Genomic DNA, 16,453 nt, shown 5'->3' with positions numbered 1-16,453 from the left:
ACATTTTATCGCATTCGATTTAGAAACTTGAATACTTTTGTCGGTACAGATCGTTTGCGGTTATTTTTATAGCTGTAAAGACGCTCGTCTGCAATTTTAAGCAGATGCTTATAGTTTGTTGGCATATCTTCCATGACGCTCGCCCCGCCGTAACTAATAGTGATAGGAACATGATTAGACTTATACCTCAACGGATTAGATTGCAGATAATCATGAATAGATTCAGCGATAAGCAATGCATCATCATAACTCTTGCCAGGCGTCACAAAGACAAATTCATCGCCAGCAAAGCGAAAGGCCAATCCCTGTTTGTGAACATATTTTAGCAGACGCTTAGCAATATACTCCAATACCTCGTCCCCACAATTGTGTCCTAAAGTATCATTAATCGACTTAAAGCCATCACAGTCAATAAAGACTACCGTCAAGTCACGCTTCTGCTGTTGAGAGCGGGCAAACTCTCTGTCCAGCATGAGCTCAAGTTGGCGGCGATTCAACAAGCCCGTTAGCGGGTCTCGAGTAGCTAAATATTCTAACTTCTCCCGTGCCGTCACATTGCTTAAACAAATGGAAATTTTGATCGCCAGCTGATCCAGCAAAAACGTATCTTTCGTGGCGGCATCATAGCGAGTACTATCTGAATCAGCTTGGCAAAACAGCCCCACTAATTCACCATCAATGGTCAGAGGTGAAATGGCGACAGAAGAAATAATATCCCGATAAACAGAAGGAATAATCTCATCACATTGAGATAGGTCATCATTGACAAGCACCGTTCGACTACTGGCCTTAATGATGTCTATCATGGCACGACGGCGAGTAAACAACACACGATCGCGTAAATCCGACGATTTTTCTAACGCTTCCATTAAATGCGATAAAGGGGCTTCATTTATTAAATTTACCCAGACATATGGCACATTAAACTGCTTCTGCACTTCTCTTGTTAGAGTAGAAACAAACTGATCACAACGTCCAATAGACAAAATACAACGTTCAATCTCAAAAAATTTGAGGGCTATTTGTTCGTTATGCCTAACGTTTTCTATCAGCTCATTGATATCATGCATGCATCATCGGCCTTAACCACCTCAAACAAGCGGCATTAATGAAAAACTTTCCATATATTGACTAAAAAAACAACGTATTTACAATTTATTATAGTACCCTCACTCATCTTTTCCCGCCATATATAACAACAAAATATCCTTTTCGCTATTCGCCATAAAAAAGACTAATAACATCATTCAGGTATCAATAGAAGCTTTTCAATTTTTTTGTCAGCGAGGTCATTTTTGGGTATCAAGAATATCGAGCACTTGCCGATAGACTGGAAAGCCGAATGTCATTGGATTTGTACATGAACATCAGAAGTATTGTTGAAACACAACTCACACAAAGTAGCTACGAAGGCTCTCCCGTATCAGGAAGTGCTAACTTTGCCCTATTTATGAGTTTGTTTAATCAGCCAGGCCCTTCTATTATAGACACAAACGATACATTGAATCGGCATGAGCCACACGCAGTCATTCGTCCGATTCAATTTTCCCACAGCATCATGGAAAACCCTGAAGCGAACATCGCCATGTTAAAATCCTTAAGCGAAGAGCCGCTCGCGCAAGGTCCTGCCTACCAATATAACGCCGTAGAAGCATTAGAAAATCAGTTAAGCGTACACATCTAGAACCATTAATTATTTTGTCCTTTTAGAGAGACACCACAACGTTGGAATAACCTGCTCCATGCCATCGCGTGGCGCCTTGAAGCCGCTTGATAACGCCCCCAAACACTATGCTTATCCTGCAAGGAAAACTGCTCTAAATAATTCGCTAATGCTGTTGGCAAAGGAGCACCCACCATCGCTAATTGATGCAACTGTGACAACACAGGATAAGCGGAGGCATTCAACCTCGCCATATAAGGCTGAATCAATTTCACATAATGATGCTCAAACTGCTGCTTTAAGAACGTGACAGGTGGCCCACAGACAGAGGAAGGGAGAGATTCGATCGACTCAGAAACCGCATTTAAATAGCGTGTTATCTGCAATACACTATAAAGCAGTTTCCCTCCGTACTCACTGTCTGCCATAGTTTTCAGATCCTGTTCAAATGCATTCGAGTCAATATGCGGTAACTCTAAAACATGCTGTCCTATCACTAATATATCCCCTAAAGCAGACTGTAAAGACTGATAATTTGCCGCCGTATATCCCATCGGAACAAACCCATTGGAAAAGCTGAAAAAGGATTTGGCTTCATCGCCATTAAATACAGCATTAATAAAGGCCTGGGGGAGTTCTTTGTGTTTTTGCTGAGCAATGGGAGCCAGTTTTTCGGCCAAAGACTGATTCTCAATCGGGCAAGTTTCTAACGCTCGAGTTATCTTTACTTCATACAAAAAACGCTGGCTGCTTAACATAACACGTCCTAAAACACTGTTACGCTCGCCCACTAACAACCCTAAGTTACAGTGCTGCAAAGACAGAAAATCAAGTAAACTTACGTCAAAGTGAGTCAACACCATCGTACGCGCTTGAACAGAAGGGTATAACTTAGGCATAACCGGATTCGGTACCGATACATCTAGATAGGCAGAGCGTGATAAACTAGTGGCATAATCCGATAAAACCTGCTCTGGTTTGTATCGAGTATCACAACCGACAAGCATCAAAAAAGTGATGATAATCACCATACTTTTAGGAAAAATATAAGCCTCCATGAACCAACTACTTATTCAAAAACGTGAAGAAATTTCAGAAACTCGCGTGGCCAAAATGGTCTTTCCCAACACAACAAACCATTACGATACTCTATTTGGTGGTATCGCATTACAATGGATGGACGAAGTGGCTTATATTGCCGCGACTCGCTTCTCTCGTAAGCACGTTGTCACTATTTCCACTGAACAGGTGAATTTTACGCAGCCTATTCCATCAGGTATCTTAGTTGAACTGGTTGCTCGTGTTGTCAGTGTAGGCCGTACATCCTTAAAAGTAGCAGTCAATATTTTTCTTGAAGAGCTAGACAGTGATAAACGCACTAAAGCGATTACGGGACACTTTAATTTTGTCGCCATCGATGAAAATAAAAAACCAACCCCCATCTTTCCAGAAGACGACCCCCATTAGTCTCATATTGAAAGTGGGGAATCGCCCACTCGGTGTTTTAGCAAAAACACCTAAAGCGATACCCCCACAACATACTGCTCAATCACGCAAAATAGCAGAGCGCTAGATGAGCCTAAGGCGCTTTTTGCTTAGCAATATCTGCCGCTAATTCATCAAAGCTTTTCTTTGCCTCTAACTTCTGAAAGAGAGCGGCATTATTCTTCATGGAAGTACGTAAAATATCCTCAGAAATCGACTCAGTCTGTTTCGGATCCAAACCAACCAACACAACCATGCCACCGGTAGGGGTTGGCATTTGGCGAATCACTTTAGAGCCAACCAGTTTTTGATCGGTAATCTGCTTGGTAACAACACTATTAACTCGATCAACCGTTTGAGCATCCCCCGTGCCCGTTGTCTCAGCGTATTGCTTCACCATATTTTGCAACTGTAAACTCAATACTTGAGCTAACTCAACGCGAGCAGCCGTCGCGGCCATTTGACGCATAAAGTTTGGTCCAGCCGCTGACTTCTCAGCATAGCCCACAGCCGATAAAGCAACATTTTTCACTGGTGCACCGCAAACCCATTGTGGTGCGGGTTGATTAGAGCCATCTGCAAAAACACAATCCTGCACAGTTTCTGATGCATCCGCATTTTTAACCGTTTCGTTAGAACTACAGGCCGATAGCAACCCTACCATTGCTACCACACTAAGCAGTTTGATCTTCATTTTGATCCCTCATCCATCCGACAATAAAGTGATATTTCTGCTTTTATACTAATCCAATTCTTTAGATAAAAACAAAAAAAGGTGTCATCAAGACACCTTTTTTAAACACAGAACCTAATTACTTAGGCAGAGAATTGTGCTTTTTCTTCTTCTGTTACATCTTTCATGGATAGCTTGATACGACCACGGGCATCAACATCCAACACCTTAACAACAACATCTTGACCTTCAGATAGGAAGTCAGACACAGCACGAATACGCTCTTCAGCAATTTGAGAAATGTGAACCAAACCATCTTTACCTGGCAGGATATTCACAAACGCACCAAACTCGGCCAAACGCACGACTTTGCCTTGATAAAGTTTATCGATTTCTGCTTCTGCCGTAATCTCATGAATCTTAAGTAAAGCCGCATCAGAAGACGCTTTATCTGCCGCGTAAATACGGACAGTACCGTCATCATCCAGATCAATCGATGCGCCAGTTTGCTCAGTGATAGAGCGAATGGTCGCACCGCCTTTACCGATCACATCACGAATTTTCTCAGGATCGATTTTGATCGTCGCCATAGATGGTGCGTTAGGCGATACTTCAGGACGAGCGTAACCAATGACTTTTGCCATTTCACGAAGGATATGTGTACGAGCCTCAAGTGCTTGATTCAAGGCGATATCCATAATCTCTTCGTTAATACCTTCGATTTTAATGTCCATTTGCAGTGCTGTGATACCTTCTTCGGTACCCGCCACTTTAAAGTCCATATCACCAAGGTGATCTTCATCGCCCAAGATATCCGTCAAGACAGCAAAGCCATCATCTTCTTTAATAAGACCCATGGCAATACCAGCAACAGGTGCTTTTAAAGGCACACCCGCGTCCATCATAGACAAAGAGGCACCACATACAGACGCCATAGAGCTTGAACCATTCGATTCAGTAATCTCAGAAACGACACGAATAGTGTATGGGAATTCGTCTTCTGACGGCAATACTGCTTGAACACCGCGACGGGCTAGACGACCGTGACCAATTTCACGACGACCAACGCCCCCCATACGACCACACTCACCAACAGAATAAGGAGGGAAGTTATAATGAAGCATGAAGCTGTCTTTGCTTTCGCCAGTCAAACCGTCAGTCATTTGTGAATCGCGGCTAGTACCTAACGTACAAGTTGCAATAGCCTGAGTTTCACCACGTGTAAACAAAGCAGAACCGTGGGTCTTGCTTAACAATCCCACTTCGACATTGATCGGACGAACGGTTTTGTTATCACGACCATCGATACGAGGCTTACCATCAATGACACGGCGACGAACAATGCGTTTTTCCAGTTTAGAGAAAGCACCAACCACATCTGATTCAGAAAACTCACCGCCTTCTGTAACAAGAGCCGCAACAGCGGCATCACGCACCACACCCAGTTGAGCATAACGCGCCATTTTTTCACTGATGCTATAGGCTTCTTCGATTTGTGCTGCATAGCCAGACTCAACCGCTTCGGTCAGAGATACCTTAGCCGTTGGCGCTTGCCATTCCCAACGAGGTTTACCGCACTCAGCCGCAAACTCAGTAATTGCCGTAATAGCGGTTTGCATTTCTTTATGGGCAAAAAGTACAGCGCCTAACATTTCATCTTCAGTCAGCTCTTGTGCTTCAGACTCAACCATCAACACAGCGTCTTTTGTACCTGCCACAACCATGTCAAGCAAAGAACCGTCTAGCTCAGAATAACTTGGGTTAAGCAGGTAACCAGATTCATCGTTGAAGCCCACGCGAGCCGCACCGATAGGGCCATTAAACGGAATACCCGAAATAGTCAAGGCAGCAGACGTCGCCAGCATCGCAGCAATATCAGCATCCAAGTCGGTGTTGGTAGACATTACTGTACAAACGACTTGGACCTCGTTCATAAAGCCTTTAGGGAACAATGGACGAATTGGACGGTCAATCAAACGCGAGGTCAACGTCTCTTTTTCAGAAGGACGACCTTCACGCTTTAAAAAACCACCTGGGATTTTACCTACCGCGTAAGCGCGCTCTTGATAGTGAACTGAAAGAGGAAAAAAGTCTTGATCCTCTTTTGCTGATTTAGCACCTACTACTGTCGCAAGTACTTGAGCATCGCCAATGGTACAAAGAACCGCACCTGTCGCTTGACGAGCAATGCGGCCTGTTTCTAGAGTTACGGTATCATTACCGAATTGAAAAGTTTTTGTCGTAATACTCACACATATTCCTTTTGGTTAAAAAATTGCTTATCCCAAAGACCTCTTTTTAAGCCAGTACTCATATATGTTCTGGGCGTTTTATCATTCGTCATCCTAGTCACTCTTAATCTATTTCTATTAGCGACATCAGAAACCACAGATTCAAGCTAAAAACACATATGAAGTACAGGCTGTCCTTTGGGAATCTACTTATAAAAAAAGGGCCATAATATCTTATGGCCCTTCCTCAGTCTTAGCGACGCAGACCTAGTTTTTTAATCAAACTAGTGTAACGAGCTGCATCTTTACGCTTAAGATAATCCAACAGCTTACGACGCTGGTTTACCATGCGGATTAGACCGCGACGAGAATGGTGGTCATGGATATGAGCTTTAAAGTGATCTTGTAGACCTGCAATGTTTTTAGTCAACAATGCCACTTGAACTTCAGGAGAACCTGTGTCGCCTTCCGCTACTTGAAACTCTTTAACTAACGCTGCTTTTGATTCTGCAGACAATGCCATAATCTATATCTCCAAATTAATATGCAATAATAAAGGTCAAGGATAGCCGAGCATATTTTCAGTCATCCTAGGCGGGCAAGTTTAACACTCTTTTTAACAGAACTCACTGCTATTTATAAAGAGAACTCGCTCGTATTTACCAGTCGAAAGGGACGTAGCATCGTCCCTTTTATTTGCCCAAGGCCTAAGAAGCGCTGGGTACCTTGATCAAACATTCTCACCACAGTGCCATTGTCTAATGATACCGGGCTAGGGATCGTTCGACCGAACATCATATTCATCGTATCAGTCTCGGGTAAATCTACTTTTGTAAAATATTCTACAGCGGTATCCATTGGCAATAGATGCGCATCTAATGCTTCATAACCCTGCTCTGATATGGCCTCAAACTCTTCCATTGTCATCATGTTTTCTGGTGAATAGCCTGCCGTCGAAATACGATGCAATGAATGCAAATGAGCACCACAACCTAGTGCTTCACCAATATCTTCGCCAATAGTTCGAATATAGGTGCCTTTGGAACACTGAATATCGAGCGTCAGCGTATCAGCGGTTCGTGAAACAAGGGTTAAATTAGAAATGGTAACGCGACGGCGCTTTCGCTCTATCACAATCCCTTGACGGGCATATTCATAAAGCGGCTTTCCTTCGTGCTTCAAAGCAGAATACATAGGAGGGATCTGCTCTATTTCCCCACGAAATCCATCTAGAATACTTTCAAGTGACTCATCAGAGAGAGAAGGAACTGACTCTTCAGTCAATATATCCCCTTCACGATCCCCAGTGGTCGTTCTTTTTCCCAACTGAATACAGGTTAAATAACGCTTATCTGCATCCAACAAATATTGAGAAAATTTAGTCGCTTCCCCAAGACACAATGGCAGCATTCCTGTTGCCAAGGGGTCAAGCGCACCAGTGTGTCCTGCTTTCGCTGCCTGAAAGAGGCGTCGGACACGCTGCAACGCTTGGTTCGAGCTTAAACCTATCGGCTTGTTCAGCAGAACAATACCGTCTACTGAGCGCCATTTTGCCTTAGCCATACGAACTTATTACTCGCCTTCGTTACCGTTTTTTGTCTCGTCATCACGAATCGCTTCGTCAATCAGAGCCGACATACGTGACCCATTGACCACACTCTGGTCATAATGGAAACGCAAATGCGGCATAACACGAAGTTTTACTTCTTGTGCTAAACGACGACGCAAGAACCCTTTTGCACTATCTAGTGCCGCTTGGTTCTCTGCCAATACTTCGGGCTGATCGTCTTTACCAAGTACGGTATAATAAATATCCGCATAGCCTAAATCTTTTGCTACACGTACTTCGTTGACAGTAACCAATCCCAAACGTGGATCTTTTACTTCAAACTGGATCAAGGACGCCAGCTCCTTTTGGAGCTGGTCACCAATCCGACTAGTACGACTAAATTCGCCTGCCATGATCTTGTCCTATTAAAGTGTACGCGCTACTTCGACGGTTTCGAAAACCTCGATCTTATCGCCTACTTTGACATCCGTGTAGTTTTTCACACCGATACCACATTCCATGCCTTTACTAACTTCATTAACCGCATCTTTAAAGCGACGCAGAGACTCAAGTTCACCTTCATAAATCACGACATCATCACGCAATACGCGAATCTGTTTACTACGGTAAACTGTACCTTCGATCACCATACAACCCGCAATCAAACCAAACTTAGGCGAACGGAAGATATCACGTACTTCAGCCGTACCTTTAATGTCTTCACGAAGATCTGGAGATAACATACCAGACAAGGCAGACTTCACATCATCGATGATGTTATAGATCACACTGTAGTAACGTAAATCGATACTTTCGCGTTCAATAAACTGCTTAGCTGAACTATCGGCACGCACGTTGAAACCAAAGATAACCGCATCTGAAGCAAGTGCTAAGGTTGCATCCGTCTCAGTGATACCACCGACACCACTAGAAACAACATTTACCCTCACTTCGTCCGTGTTTAAGTCAGTCAAGGACTTGATTAAAGCCTCAAGAGAACCACGAACATCGGCTTTAAGTACGACATTCAAAGTACGTACTTCGTCTTTACCCATCTCAGAGAACAAGTTCTCTAATTTAGCTGAGTGCTGACGAGCAAAACGAATTTCACGGTATTTGCCTTGACGGAAGTTTGCTACTTCACGCGCTTTACGCTCATCTGCTACAACGATGAACTCTTCACCTGCGCCTGGCGTACCATCTAATCCTAAAATCTCAACAGGAATAGAAGGACCTGCTGCATCAATAGCCTCACCGCGCTCATCAAGGAGTGCACGAACACGACCCATTTGCAAACCAGCAAGAACGATATCTCCTTTACGCAAAGTACCGTTTTGTACCAGTAAGGTTGCAACCGAACCGCGACCACGATCAAGACGGGCTTCAACCACTACCCCTTTAGCAGGTGCACTTGGTACAGCCGTTAACTCAAGCACTTCTGCTTGCAGCAGAACGGCTTCAAGAAGCTCTTCAATACCTTCACCCGATTTTGCGGAAACGCCAACAAATTGAACATCGCCGCCCCATTCTTCAGGCACCACTTCTTGAGCAACTAGCTCGTTCTTCACTCGATCAATGTCCGCGCCTTCTTTATCAACCTTAGTAATGGCAACAACCATAGGCACATTAGCAGCACGAGCATGCTGAATCGCCTCAATGGTTTGTGGCATAACACCATCGTCAGCAGCACAAACAAGAATAACAATATCCGTTGCTTGCGCACCACGAGCACGCATAGAAGTAAACGCAGCGTGTCCAGGTGTGTCTAAGAAGCTGACCATACCATGTGGTGTTTCAACATGATAAGCACCAATATGCTGTGTAATACCACCTGATTCACCAGCAGCAACACGAGTCGTACGAATGTAATCAAGTAAAGAGGTTTTACCATGGTCAACATGACCCATGACGGTAACAACGGGGGCACGTTTAATCGCTTCACCGTCATAATCGATTGCGTCAATCATGTCATTTTCGACAGCGTTTTCGTCGATATACTTAACCGTGTGACCCATTTCCTCAACTACAAGCGTTGCCGTATCGCGATCAATCGTTTGGTTAATAGTCGCCATGGCGCCCATTTTGAACAATACCTTGATCACTTCGGCAGCTTTGATTGACATTTTTTCAGCCAACTCAGCAACCGTAATACTTTCTGGCAAGGCCACTTCATGGATAATTGGCGCCGTTGGTTTTTGGAAACCGTGCTCTTGTTTTTGCAGCGGTTTCTTACCTTTGCGACCTAACTTACCACGACGACCAAACTCTTCGTCACCGTTGATATTCACGCGAGAACGTTTACTCTCAGGGTGACGGCCGCGAGGTTTTTCGCTATCTTGACGATTAGCACTTTTTTTACTTTTTGGTGCAGCATTTGGCTTTTTACTGTCCATTGCTGCCGCTTGGGACGTTTTTTTCGCCGTCTTAGGCTGTTTTGGTGCTTCCACGGGTTCTGCCGCTCCTATACCGGAGACATTCTGCTCCGTATCATTTTGCTCACTTTTTACAACCGCTTCTCTCGCAGCCGCTTCTTTTGCTGCTGCTTCAGCGGCTTCCTTGCGAGCCTGTTCTTCGGCTTCAGCCTGAGCTTTTGCCGCCTTTTCTGCTTCAAGTTTACGCTCAGCGTCTATGCGAGCTTGCTCTTCTGCTGCCAGGCGTGCTTGTTCCTCTGCCTGACGTTGAAGAAACTCCTGTTGCTTTTGAAGTTCTTCGTCAGTATCAGTACGCTTCACATAAGTGCGCTTTTTCTTCACAGCTACATTTACTACTTTACCACCATCACTACGTGACAAGGTACTGGTTTTCTTACGCTGTAAGGTAATACGCTCTGAACCACTTCCTGCCTCGCCATGTTGACGCTTAAGAAAGTTTAACAATGTTTGCTTTTCAACGTCAGAGACTTCTTGGTTTTCACTCTTATGAGGAAGACCGGCGTCTTTCATCTGAGCCAGTAGCTTCTCGACTGGCGTATTCACCAATTCGGATAGTATCTTTACGGTTTGAACTGTCATTAAGTTCCCCCTTCATGTACTCAGATTTTATTCAGATTCAGCAAACCAAGGTGCGCGAGCAGTCAGAATCAGTTTACCTGCACGTTCTTCTGTCATACCTTCTATATCAAGCAATTCATCGACGGATTGTTCTGCAAGATCTTCCATCGTCGTGACGCCTTTAGAAGCCAACACCAACGCCAAATGATTATCCATACCTTCCATTTCTAACAAGTCAGAAGCAGGCTTGGCACCATCTAATTGCTCTTCTGCTTGAAGCGCTTGATTTAACAAGGCCTCTTTGGCGCGAGAACGTAATTCGTTTACTAAATCTTCATCAAATCCGTCGATGTCTAACATTTCTTCCATCGGGACGTAAGCCACTTCTTCTAGCGACGTAAATCCCTCTTCGACCATTTGGATTGCCAAATCATCATCAATGTCGAGCCCATTCACAAACAAGTCGATCAATTTTTGTGATTCTTCTTGTTGTTTTGCTTCGGCATCTTCACTGGTCATCACATTCAATGCCCAACCTGTTAATGCTGACGCAAGACGAACATTTTGACCATTGCGACCAATAGCTTGCGCTAAATTGTCGCTTTTCACTGCAACATCCATAGAATGCGCATCTTCATCAATCACAATAGAATCCACTTCCGCAGGCGCCATTGCATTGATAACTAGTTGAGCAGGATTATCGTCCCAAAGAACAATATCCACACGCTCGCCATTCATTTCATTAGAAACCGCTTGCACTCGAGCACCACGCATACCGACACAAGCTCCGATCGGATCAATACGACGGTCATTGGTCTTTACAGCAATTTTTGCTCGTAAGCCTGGATCTCGAGAAGCACCTCGAATATCAATCACTTCCTCGGCAATCTCCGGCACTTCCAAACGGAAAAGTTCAATCATGAAATCAGGAGAGTTGCGAGATAGGATAAGTTGTGAACCACGATTATCTTCACGAATTTCCATTAGCAAAGCACGAACACGATCATTCATGCGGAACGTTTCACGAGCAATTAACTGATCTTTTGGTAACGTCGCTTCGGCGTTCTCACCCAAATCAATAATCAGACTATCACGAGTCACTTTTTTAACTTGACCATGAACCAACTTACCCATTTTTTCACTATAGCGAGCAACCATTTTAGCGCGTTCAGCTTCACGCACTTTTTGAACAATCACTTGTTTAGCGGTTTGCGCTGCAATACGGCCAAATGCTTCGGATTCCACCTCTTCTTCGTAGATATCCCCCAAAGCAACATTCAAGTTTTGCTCTTCCACATCATCTACCGTTAACTCAGATGCTGGAGCAGAATAGTCTTGATCCTCTACGATATGCCACTGACGATACGTTTTATAATCCCCAGTTCTTTGATCAATAGACACACGAATCAATGCATCGTCTTCAAAACGACGCTTGGCAGCACTTGCTAAAGCAATTTCAACGGCTTCGAAAATAACTTGTTTCGGAACATCTTTCTCGTTGGAAACGGCTTCTACTACCAAAAGAATTTCTTTGCTCATCCTTTTAGCCTCTCTATCAAGGTTAAATTAAAATTGTGGAACAACATTTGCCTTATCAATCAGATCGAAAGGCAGCAGGTATTCTTCCTGGTCAACACGGATAACGACTTCATCGTCTTCGATACCCACTAATAGCCCTTTAAACTTACGACGACCATCAAATGGAACCCGTAAACGCAAAGCAATCACAGCACCGACATAAGCTTGGTATTGAGTCAATTCAAACAAGGGACGATCCAAGCCAGGTGACGAGACCTCAAGGTTATATTCGCCAGTGATAGGATCTTCAACGTCAAGGATAGAGCTAACTTGTCGGCTGACTTGAGCACAATCTTCGACATCAATGCCTTTTTCTAGTTCAGTATCAATAAAAATACGCAACACAGAGTCTTTACCCTGTGATAAATATTCCATTCCCCAAAATTGGAATCCTAAACCTTCCACGACAGGTCGAATCAGTTCTTCTAAAATCGTATATTTAGCTGACAAACGCTTTCTCCGAAACGATAATTTGCAAAACGCAGAAACAAAAAACGGGCTCAAGGCCCATTTCTATTTACAAACAGTAACAGTGCAGATAACAAAAAACCCCATATAGGGGTCCTTATTACTCTACTTTATCATACTGATTAAGAGAGCAACCATTCTTAGAATGGCAATTATTACAACTCAATACTGAGTAAATATTGGTTGCGGAGGCCGGATTCGAACCAACGACCTTCGGGTTATGAGCCCGACGAGCTACCAGACTGCTCCACTCCGCGACAAACTAACGACATTATACAGGAAACATAACATCAACTCAATATTGGTGCCGATGGCCGGACTCGAACCGGCACAGCCGTAGGCTACCACCCCCTCAAGATGGCGTGTCTACCAATTTCACCACATCGGCTAAACTTATCTACAAAGACATATTAATTTGTAGAGGGGAGATCAGATTTACTTTCTGGTGCTTTTTTCTTACTTTCACCTAGTTTTGGCATATCAACAGAATCACTTACATGAGACGCTGCTGGAACCAAATCCGCCGCACCAGATATATTTTTTGCTTGCTGACTAGCTAGGTACGCTAAGCTAAAACTTGTCACAAAGAAAATCAATGCAAAAAGCGCTGTCATTTTACCAAAAAAACTACCGCTACCTTGGCCGCCAAACACAGTCTGTGAGGCACCACCACCGAAAGAGGCACCTGCATCCGCACCTTTACCTTGCTGCAATAATACCAACGTGATAATGACAACCGCCGCCAATATATGCAAAACTAAAATCAGTGCTTCCATTAATTAACCTGCCGCTTTAACGATTGCTATAAATTCATTTGCATCAAGTGATGCACCACCAACCAATGCACCATCTACATCGGGCATTGCAAATAATTCTGCGCTTGTAGATGCTTTCACACTGCCGCCATATAGAATCTGTACTTTCTTGGCAACAGTTTCAGAAGACTTAGCTAAAAATGCTCTAATTGCCTGATGCACTTCTTGTGCTTGTTCAGCACTAGCAGACAACCCAGTCCCAATTGCCCAAACAGGCTCGTAAGCAATAACCATTTTAGCAAAAGCTTCTACACCCACTAAATCCAACACCGCTTGCAACTGTTTTTCACAAACAACCAATGTTTGATTTGCCTCACGCTGCTCTAGTGTCTCTCCAATGCATAATATTGGAGTCACTCCAGCTTCCAACAACACTTTCACTTTAGATGCGATAAATTCGTCTGTCTCCGCATACAGTGAACGCCTTTCGGAATGCCCCACTAGTACATACTTAACTGAGAAATCTTTCAGCATGGAGACCGAAACTTCACCAGTAAACGCCCCTTTCTCTTGATTACTAACGTTTTGAGCCGCTAACGCAATACTGCTATCAGCTGTAGACAGAGAAACCAGAGATAAATAAGGGAATGAAGGCGCTATTACTACTTCAGAATTAGATTGATCCGCCTTAAGTAAACCATCAACAAGAGCACTAATCGACTCTAAGGAGCCATTCATTTTCCAGTTACCAGCTACGATCTTTTGACGAGTCATATCTAACCCCTAAATTCGAGGCGCCCATTTTATGGAATGGGCGCCATTGTTTCAAGTATTTATTTCACCAATTGAAGCAAAAAGCCAAGAATTCGTCTTTATTTGGGAATAGCTGCCTGAACTTCTTTAGAAAGGTACTCAATCAACTCATCCACTGTCTCATCATCACGCCCTTCTACCATAACGCGAATCAAAGGTTCAGTCCCAGAAGCGCGCAACAGAACACGACCAAGACCATTTAAACGCTCATTTGCGATTGCAATCGCTTTCTGTAAAGCTGGCACTTCCGTGGGTACAAAACGTTCCTCAACACGGATGTTTCGTAACTTCTGAGGAAATTTGACAAACCCCGTCAGCAATTCATCAAGCGCCTTACCACCTTCGATCATGGCCAGTAAAACTTGAAGCGCGGCAATAATGCCATCCCCCGTGGTTGTAATGGAACGGCATACTATGTGGCCAGAAGGTTCTCCCCCCAAAGACCAACCATGCTGAACCAGTCTCTCATTGACATAACGATCTCCGACAGCAGCTCGACTAAAACCGATGCCACTTTCAGAAAACGCTAACTCCAATCCAAAGTTACTCATCAATGTGCCAACCACACCGCCACTGAATCGCCCTGTCTTCATTAGGTGATGAGCAATAACATAAAGCACATCATCACCATCACGAACAACACCATGACGGTCCACTAGAATCAAACGATCACCATCACCATCCAGAGCGACACCAATATCGGCTTGCTCTTCTAGTACCGTTTTTTGTAGCAACTCTGGCTTAGTGGCACCACTGGTCTCATTGATATTTAAGCCATCAGGCTCAATACCTATCGCTACCACATCTGCACCTAATTCGGAAAACACCCGTGGTGCAACATGATAGGTTGCGCCATCCGCACAATCGACAACAATTTTTAGTCCCGTTAACTGCAACCCAATAGGAAAGGTCCCTTTACAGTATTCGATATATCGCCCGGCAGCATCATCGATACGTTTAGCACGACCTATCAAGTTCGACTCCACCACTTCCATTGGTTGATCCAGATAATATTCTATACGCTCCTCAATATCGTCCGAAACTTTCCCCCCTTCAGCCGAAAAGAACTTAATACCATTATCGGTATACGGGTTATGAGAGGCACTAATCACAATCCCTGCACTGGCTCGAAAAGTACGGGTAAGATAAGCGATGGCAGGCGTGGGCATCGGACCAACAAGACGCACATCCGCCCCCGCCGCCACAATCCCTGCCTCCAGCGCTGACTCAAACATATAACCGGAAACTCTTGTATCCTTACCGATCAGAATCTTTTTATCTTTTTCTTTAAAAACCTGGCCCGCCGCCCAACCAAGCTTTAACATAAACTCTGGTGTAATCGGCGATGTTCCGACCCGACCACGAATACCATCCGTACCGAAATATTTACGCATTACCTTTCCTTTTCAATTCTGTACATTAATTCCAGCATATCGACATGGGGCTTAACATCATGCACCCTAAAAATACGTGCCCCTTGAGCAAACGCCGATGCATTAGCCCCCATCGTAGCGAAAAGACGCTCACTGACAGGAACATTTAATATGTCGCCAATCATGGTTTTACGAGACACACCAATCAACACAGGAAAACCCAATTGCCTAAACCCAGCAGTCTGATTCAATAAAGTCAAATTATGTTCTAACGATTTACCAAACCCAATACCCGGATCCAGCATCAGCTTCTCACGCCCAATACCCGCCACTTCACAAGCCGCTACTCTTGCTAATAAATACGACTCAACCTCATCCACCACAGATCGATACTGCACACTTTGCTGCATCGTCTCAGGGTTGCCTTTCATGTGCATCAAACAAACAGGCACTCCAGACTCTGCAGCCGCTTGCATTGCACCAGGGCGCTCTAACGCACGAACATCATTAATCAACCCCACACCAAGACGTGCTGCTGCTGAAATAACCTCTGGCGAACTGGTATCAACCGAGACAATCACATCAAAACGCTGCTTTATCGCCTCAACAACAGGCAAAACACGATCCAGCTCTTCCTGTATAGAAACAACCGCAGCACCGGGGCGAGTCGATTCCCCTCCCACATCAATAAAGCTGGCGCCTTCGAGAAGCATTTTTTCAGTTTGTTTAAGGGCACTATCTAGAGAGGTATAAGATCCACCATCCGAAAAGGAATCGGGAGTAACATTGAGAATCCCCATAACATGAGGAAGAGACAGGTCGAGAGACCTGTCTCCAAAGTTCATAACAGACATTCATTATCCGAAATCAAAGCA

At 44.2% G+C, this 16,453-nt stretch carries 16 protein-coding genes and 2 tRNA genes; 2 read left to right on the top strand and 16 right to left on the bottom strand.

The features are described 5' to 3' along the window. Positions 1-5: 5 nt before the first annotated feature. Positions 6-1,070 carry a diguanylate cyclase gene (locus MSP8886_RS04980; protein WP_067013371.1) on the bottom strand — a complete coding sequence of 355 codons (1,065 nt, stop codon included), beginning with the start codon at positions 1,068-1,070 and terminating at the stop codon, positions 6-8. 290 nt (positions 1,071-1,360) lie between these two features. On the opposite strand from MSP8886_RS04980, the gene MSP8886_RS04975 reads away from it, so the two are divergent. Next, complete coding sequence (locus tag MSP8886_RS04975; protein WP_067014456.1) at positions 1,361-1,684, top strand: hypothetical protein; 324 nt, start codon at positions 1,361-1,363, stop codon at positions 1,682-1,684. A 5-nt stretch (positions 1,685-1,689) separates the two neighbouring features. Here MSP8886_RS04975 and MSP8886_RS04970 read toward each other — a convergent pair whose 3' ends face one another. Further along, on the bottom strand, positions 1,690-2,721 hold the full coding sequence (locus MSP8886_RS04970) for a DUF3080 family protein (RefSeq protein ID WP_245659031.1): 1,032 nt from the start codon (positions 2,719-2,721) through the stop codon (positions 1,690-1,692). Between MSP8886_RS04970 and MSP8886_RS04965 the strand changes: the two genes are divergently transcribed. Next, positions 2,720-3,130, top strand: a complete 411-nt coding sequence (locus MSP8886_RS04965; RefSeq protein WP_067013369.1) for an acyl-CoA thioesterase — start codon at positions 2,720-2,722, stop codon at positions 3,128-3,130. The genes MSP8886_RS04970 and MSP8886_RS04965 overlap by 2 nt on opposite strands. Before the next feature lie 112 nt (positions 3,131-3,242). On the opposite strand, the gene MSP8886_RS04960 is transcribed toward MSP8886_RS04965, so the two are convergent. From MSP8886_RS04960 to folP, 14 genes are all read right to left on the bottom strand, one after another. Further along, entirely contained in the window at positions 3,243-3,842 is a 600-nt protein-coding gene (locus MSP8886_RS04960) for an LPP20 family lipoprotein (RefSeq protein ID WP_067013368.1), read from the bottom strand. Between the two features lie 122 nt (positions 3,843-3,964). Then, positions 3,965-6,073, bottom strand: a complete 2,109-nt coding sequence (pnp, locus tag MSP8886_RS04955) for a polyribonucleotide nucleotidyltransferase (protein ID WP_067013366.1) — start codon at positions 6,071-6,073, stop codon at positions 3,965-3,967. A 232-nt stretch (positions 6,074-6,305) separates the two neighbouring features. Beyond that, a complete protein-coding gene (gene rpsO / locus MSP8886_RS04950) occupies positions 6,306-6,575 on the bottom strand; it encodes a 30S ribosomal protein S15 (protein WP_067013364.1) in 270 nt (89 codons plus the stop codon). A gap of 113 nt (positions 6,576-6,688) precedes the next feature. Beyond that, positions 6,689-7,615, bottom strand: coding sequence for a tRNA pseudouridine(55) synthase TruB (gene truB, locus MSP8886_RS04945; RefSeq protein ID WP_067013362.1), 927 nt, complete (start codon positions 7,613-7,615; stop codon positions 6,689-6,691). A gap of 9 nt (positions 7,616-7,624) precedes the next feature. Next, entirely contained in the window at positions 7,625-8,014 is a 390-nt protein-coding gene (gene rbfA / locus MSP8886_RS04940; protein ID WP_067013360.1) for a 30S ribosome-binding factor RbfA, read from the bottom strand. Between the two features lie 12 nt (positions 8,015-8,026). Then, entirely contained in the window at positions 8,027-10,612 is a 2,586-nt protein-coding gene (gene infB, locus MSP8886_RS04935) for a translation initiation factor IF-2 (RefSeq protein WP_067013358.1), read from the bottom strand. A 27-nt stretch (positions 10,613-10,639) separates the two neighbouring features. Further along, on the bottom strand, positions 10,640-12,130 hold the full coding sequence (gene nusA, locus MSP8886_RS04930; RefSeq protein WP_067013356.1) for a transcription termination factor NusA: 1,491 nt from the start codon (positions 12,128-12,130) through the stop codon (positions 10,640-10,642). 27 nt (positions 12,131-12,157) lie between these two features. Then, positions 12,158-12,619: a ribosome maturation factor RimP gene (rimP, locus tag MSP8886_RS04925; protein ID WP_067013354.1), complete on the bottom strand. Its 462-nt coding sequence runs from the start codon at positions 12,617-12,619 to the stop codon at positions 12,158-12,160. A 198-nt stretch (positions 12,620-12,817) separates the two neighbouring features. Further along, positions 12,818-12,894: transfer RNA gene (locus MSP8886_RS04920), tRNA-Met, on the bottom strand. 45 nt (positions 12,895-12,939) lie between these two features. Then, positions 12,940-13,025, bottom strand: a tRNA-Leu gene (locus MSP8886_RS04915). Positions 13,026-13,047: 22 nt separating this feature from the next. Further along, the gene (secG, locus tag MSP8886_RS04910; RefSeq protein WP_067013352.1) at positions 13,048-13,413 is read right to left on the bottom strand and encodes a preprotein translocase subunit SecG; all 366 of its coding nucleotides are present in this window, start codon (positions 13,411-13,413) and stop codon (positions 13,048-13,050) included. Positions 13,414-13,416: 3 nt separating this feature from the next. After that, positions 13,417-14,166 (bottom strand): triose-phosphate isomerase, encoded by a 750-nt coding sequence (gene tpiA, locus MSP8886_RS04905; RefSeq protein WP_067013351.1) that lies wholly within the window; start codon positions 14,164-14,166, stop codon positions 13,417-13,419. Positions 14,167-14,264: 98 nt separating this feature from the next. Next, on the bottom strand, positions 14,265-15,599 hold the full coding sequence (glmM, locus tag MSP8886_RS04900; protein ID WP_067013349.1) for a phosphoglucosamine mutase: 1,335 nt from the start codon (positions 15,597-15,599) through the stop codon (positions 14,265-14,267). Further along, positions 15,599-16,432, bottom strand: coding sequence for a dihydropteroate synthase (gene folP, locus MSP8886_RS04895; protein WP_067013347.1), 834 nt, complete (start codon positions 16,430-16,432; stop codon positions 15,599-15,601). The genes glmM and folP overlap by 1 nt, the downstream gene beginning before the upstream one ends. Positions 16,433-16,453: the final 21 nt, after the last annotated feature.

The organism is Marinomonas spartinae (genome assembly GCF_900089775.1).
GTDB lineage: Bacteria > Pseudomonadota > Gammaproteobacteria > Pseudomonadales > Marinomonadaceae > Marinomonas > Marinomonas spartinae.
Note: the sequence above shows the minus strand (reverse complement) of the source record. Positions and strands in the feature narration are given on the sequence as shown.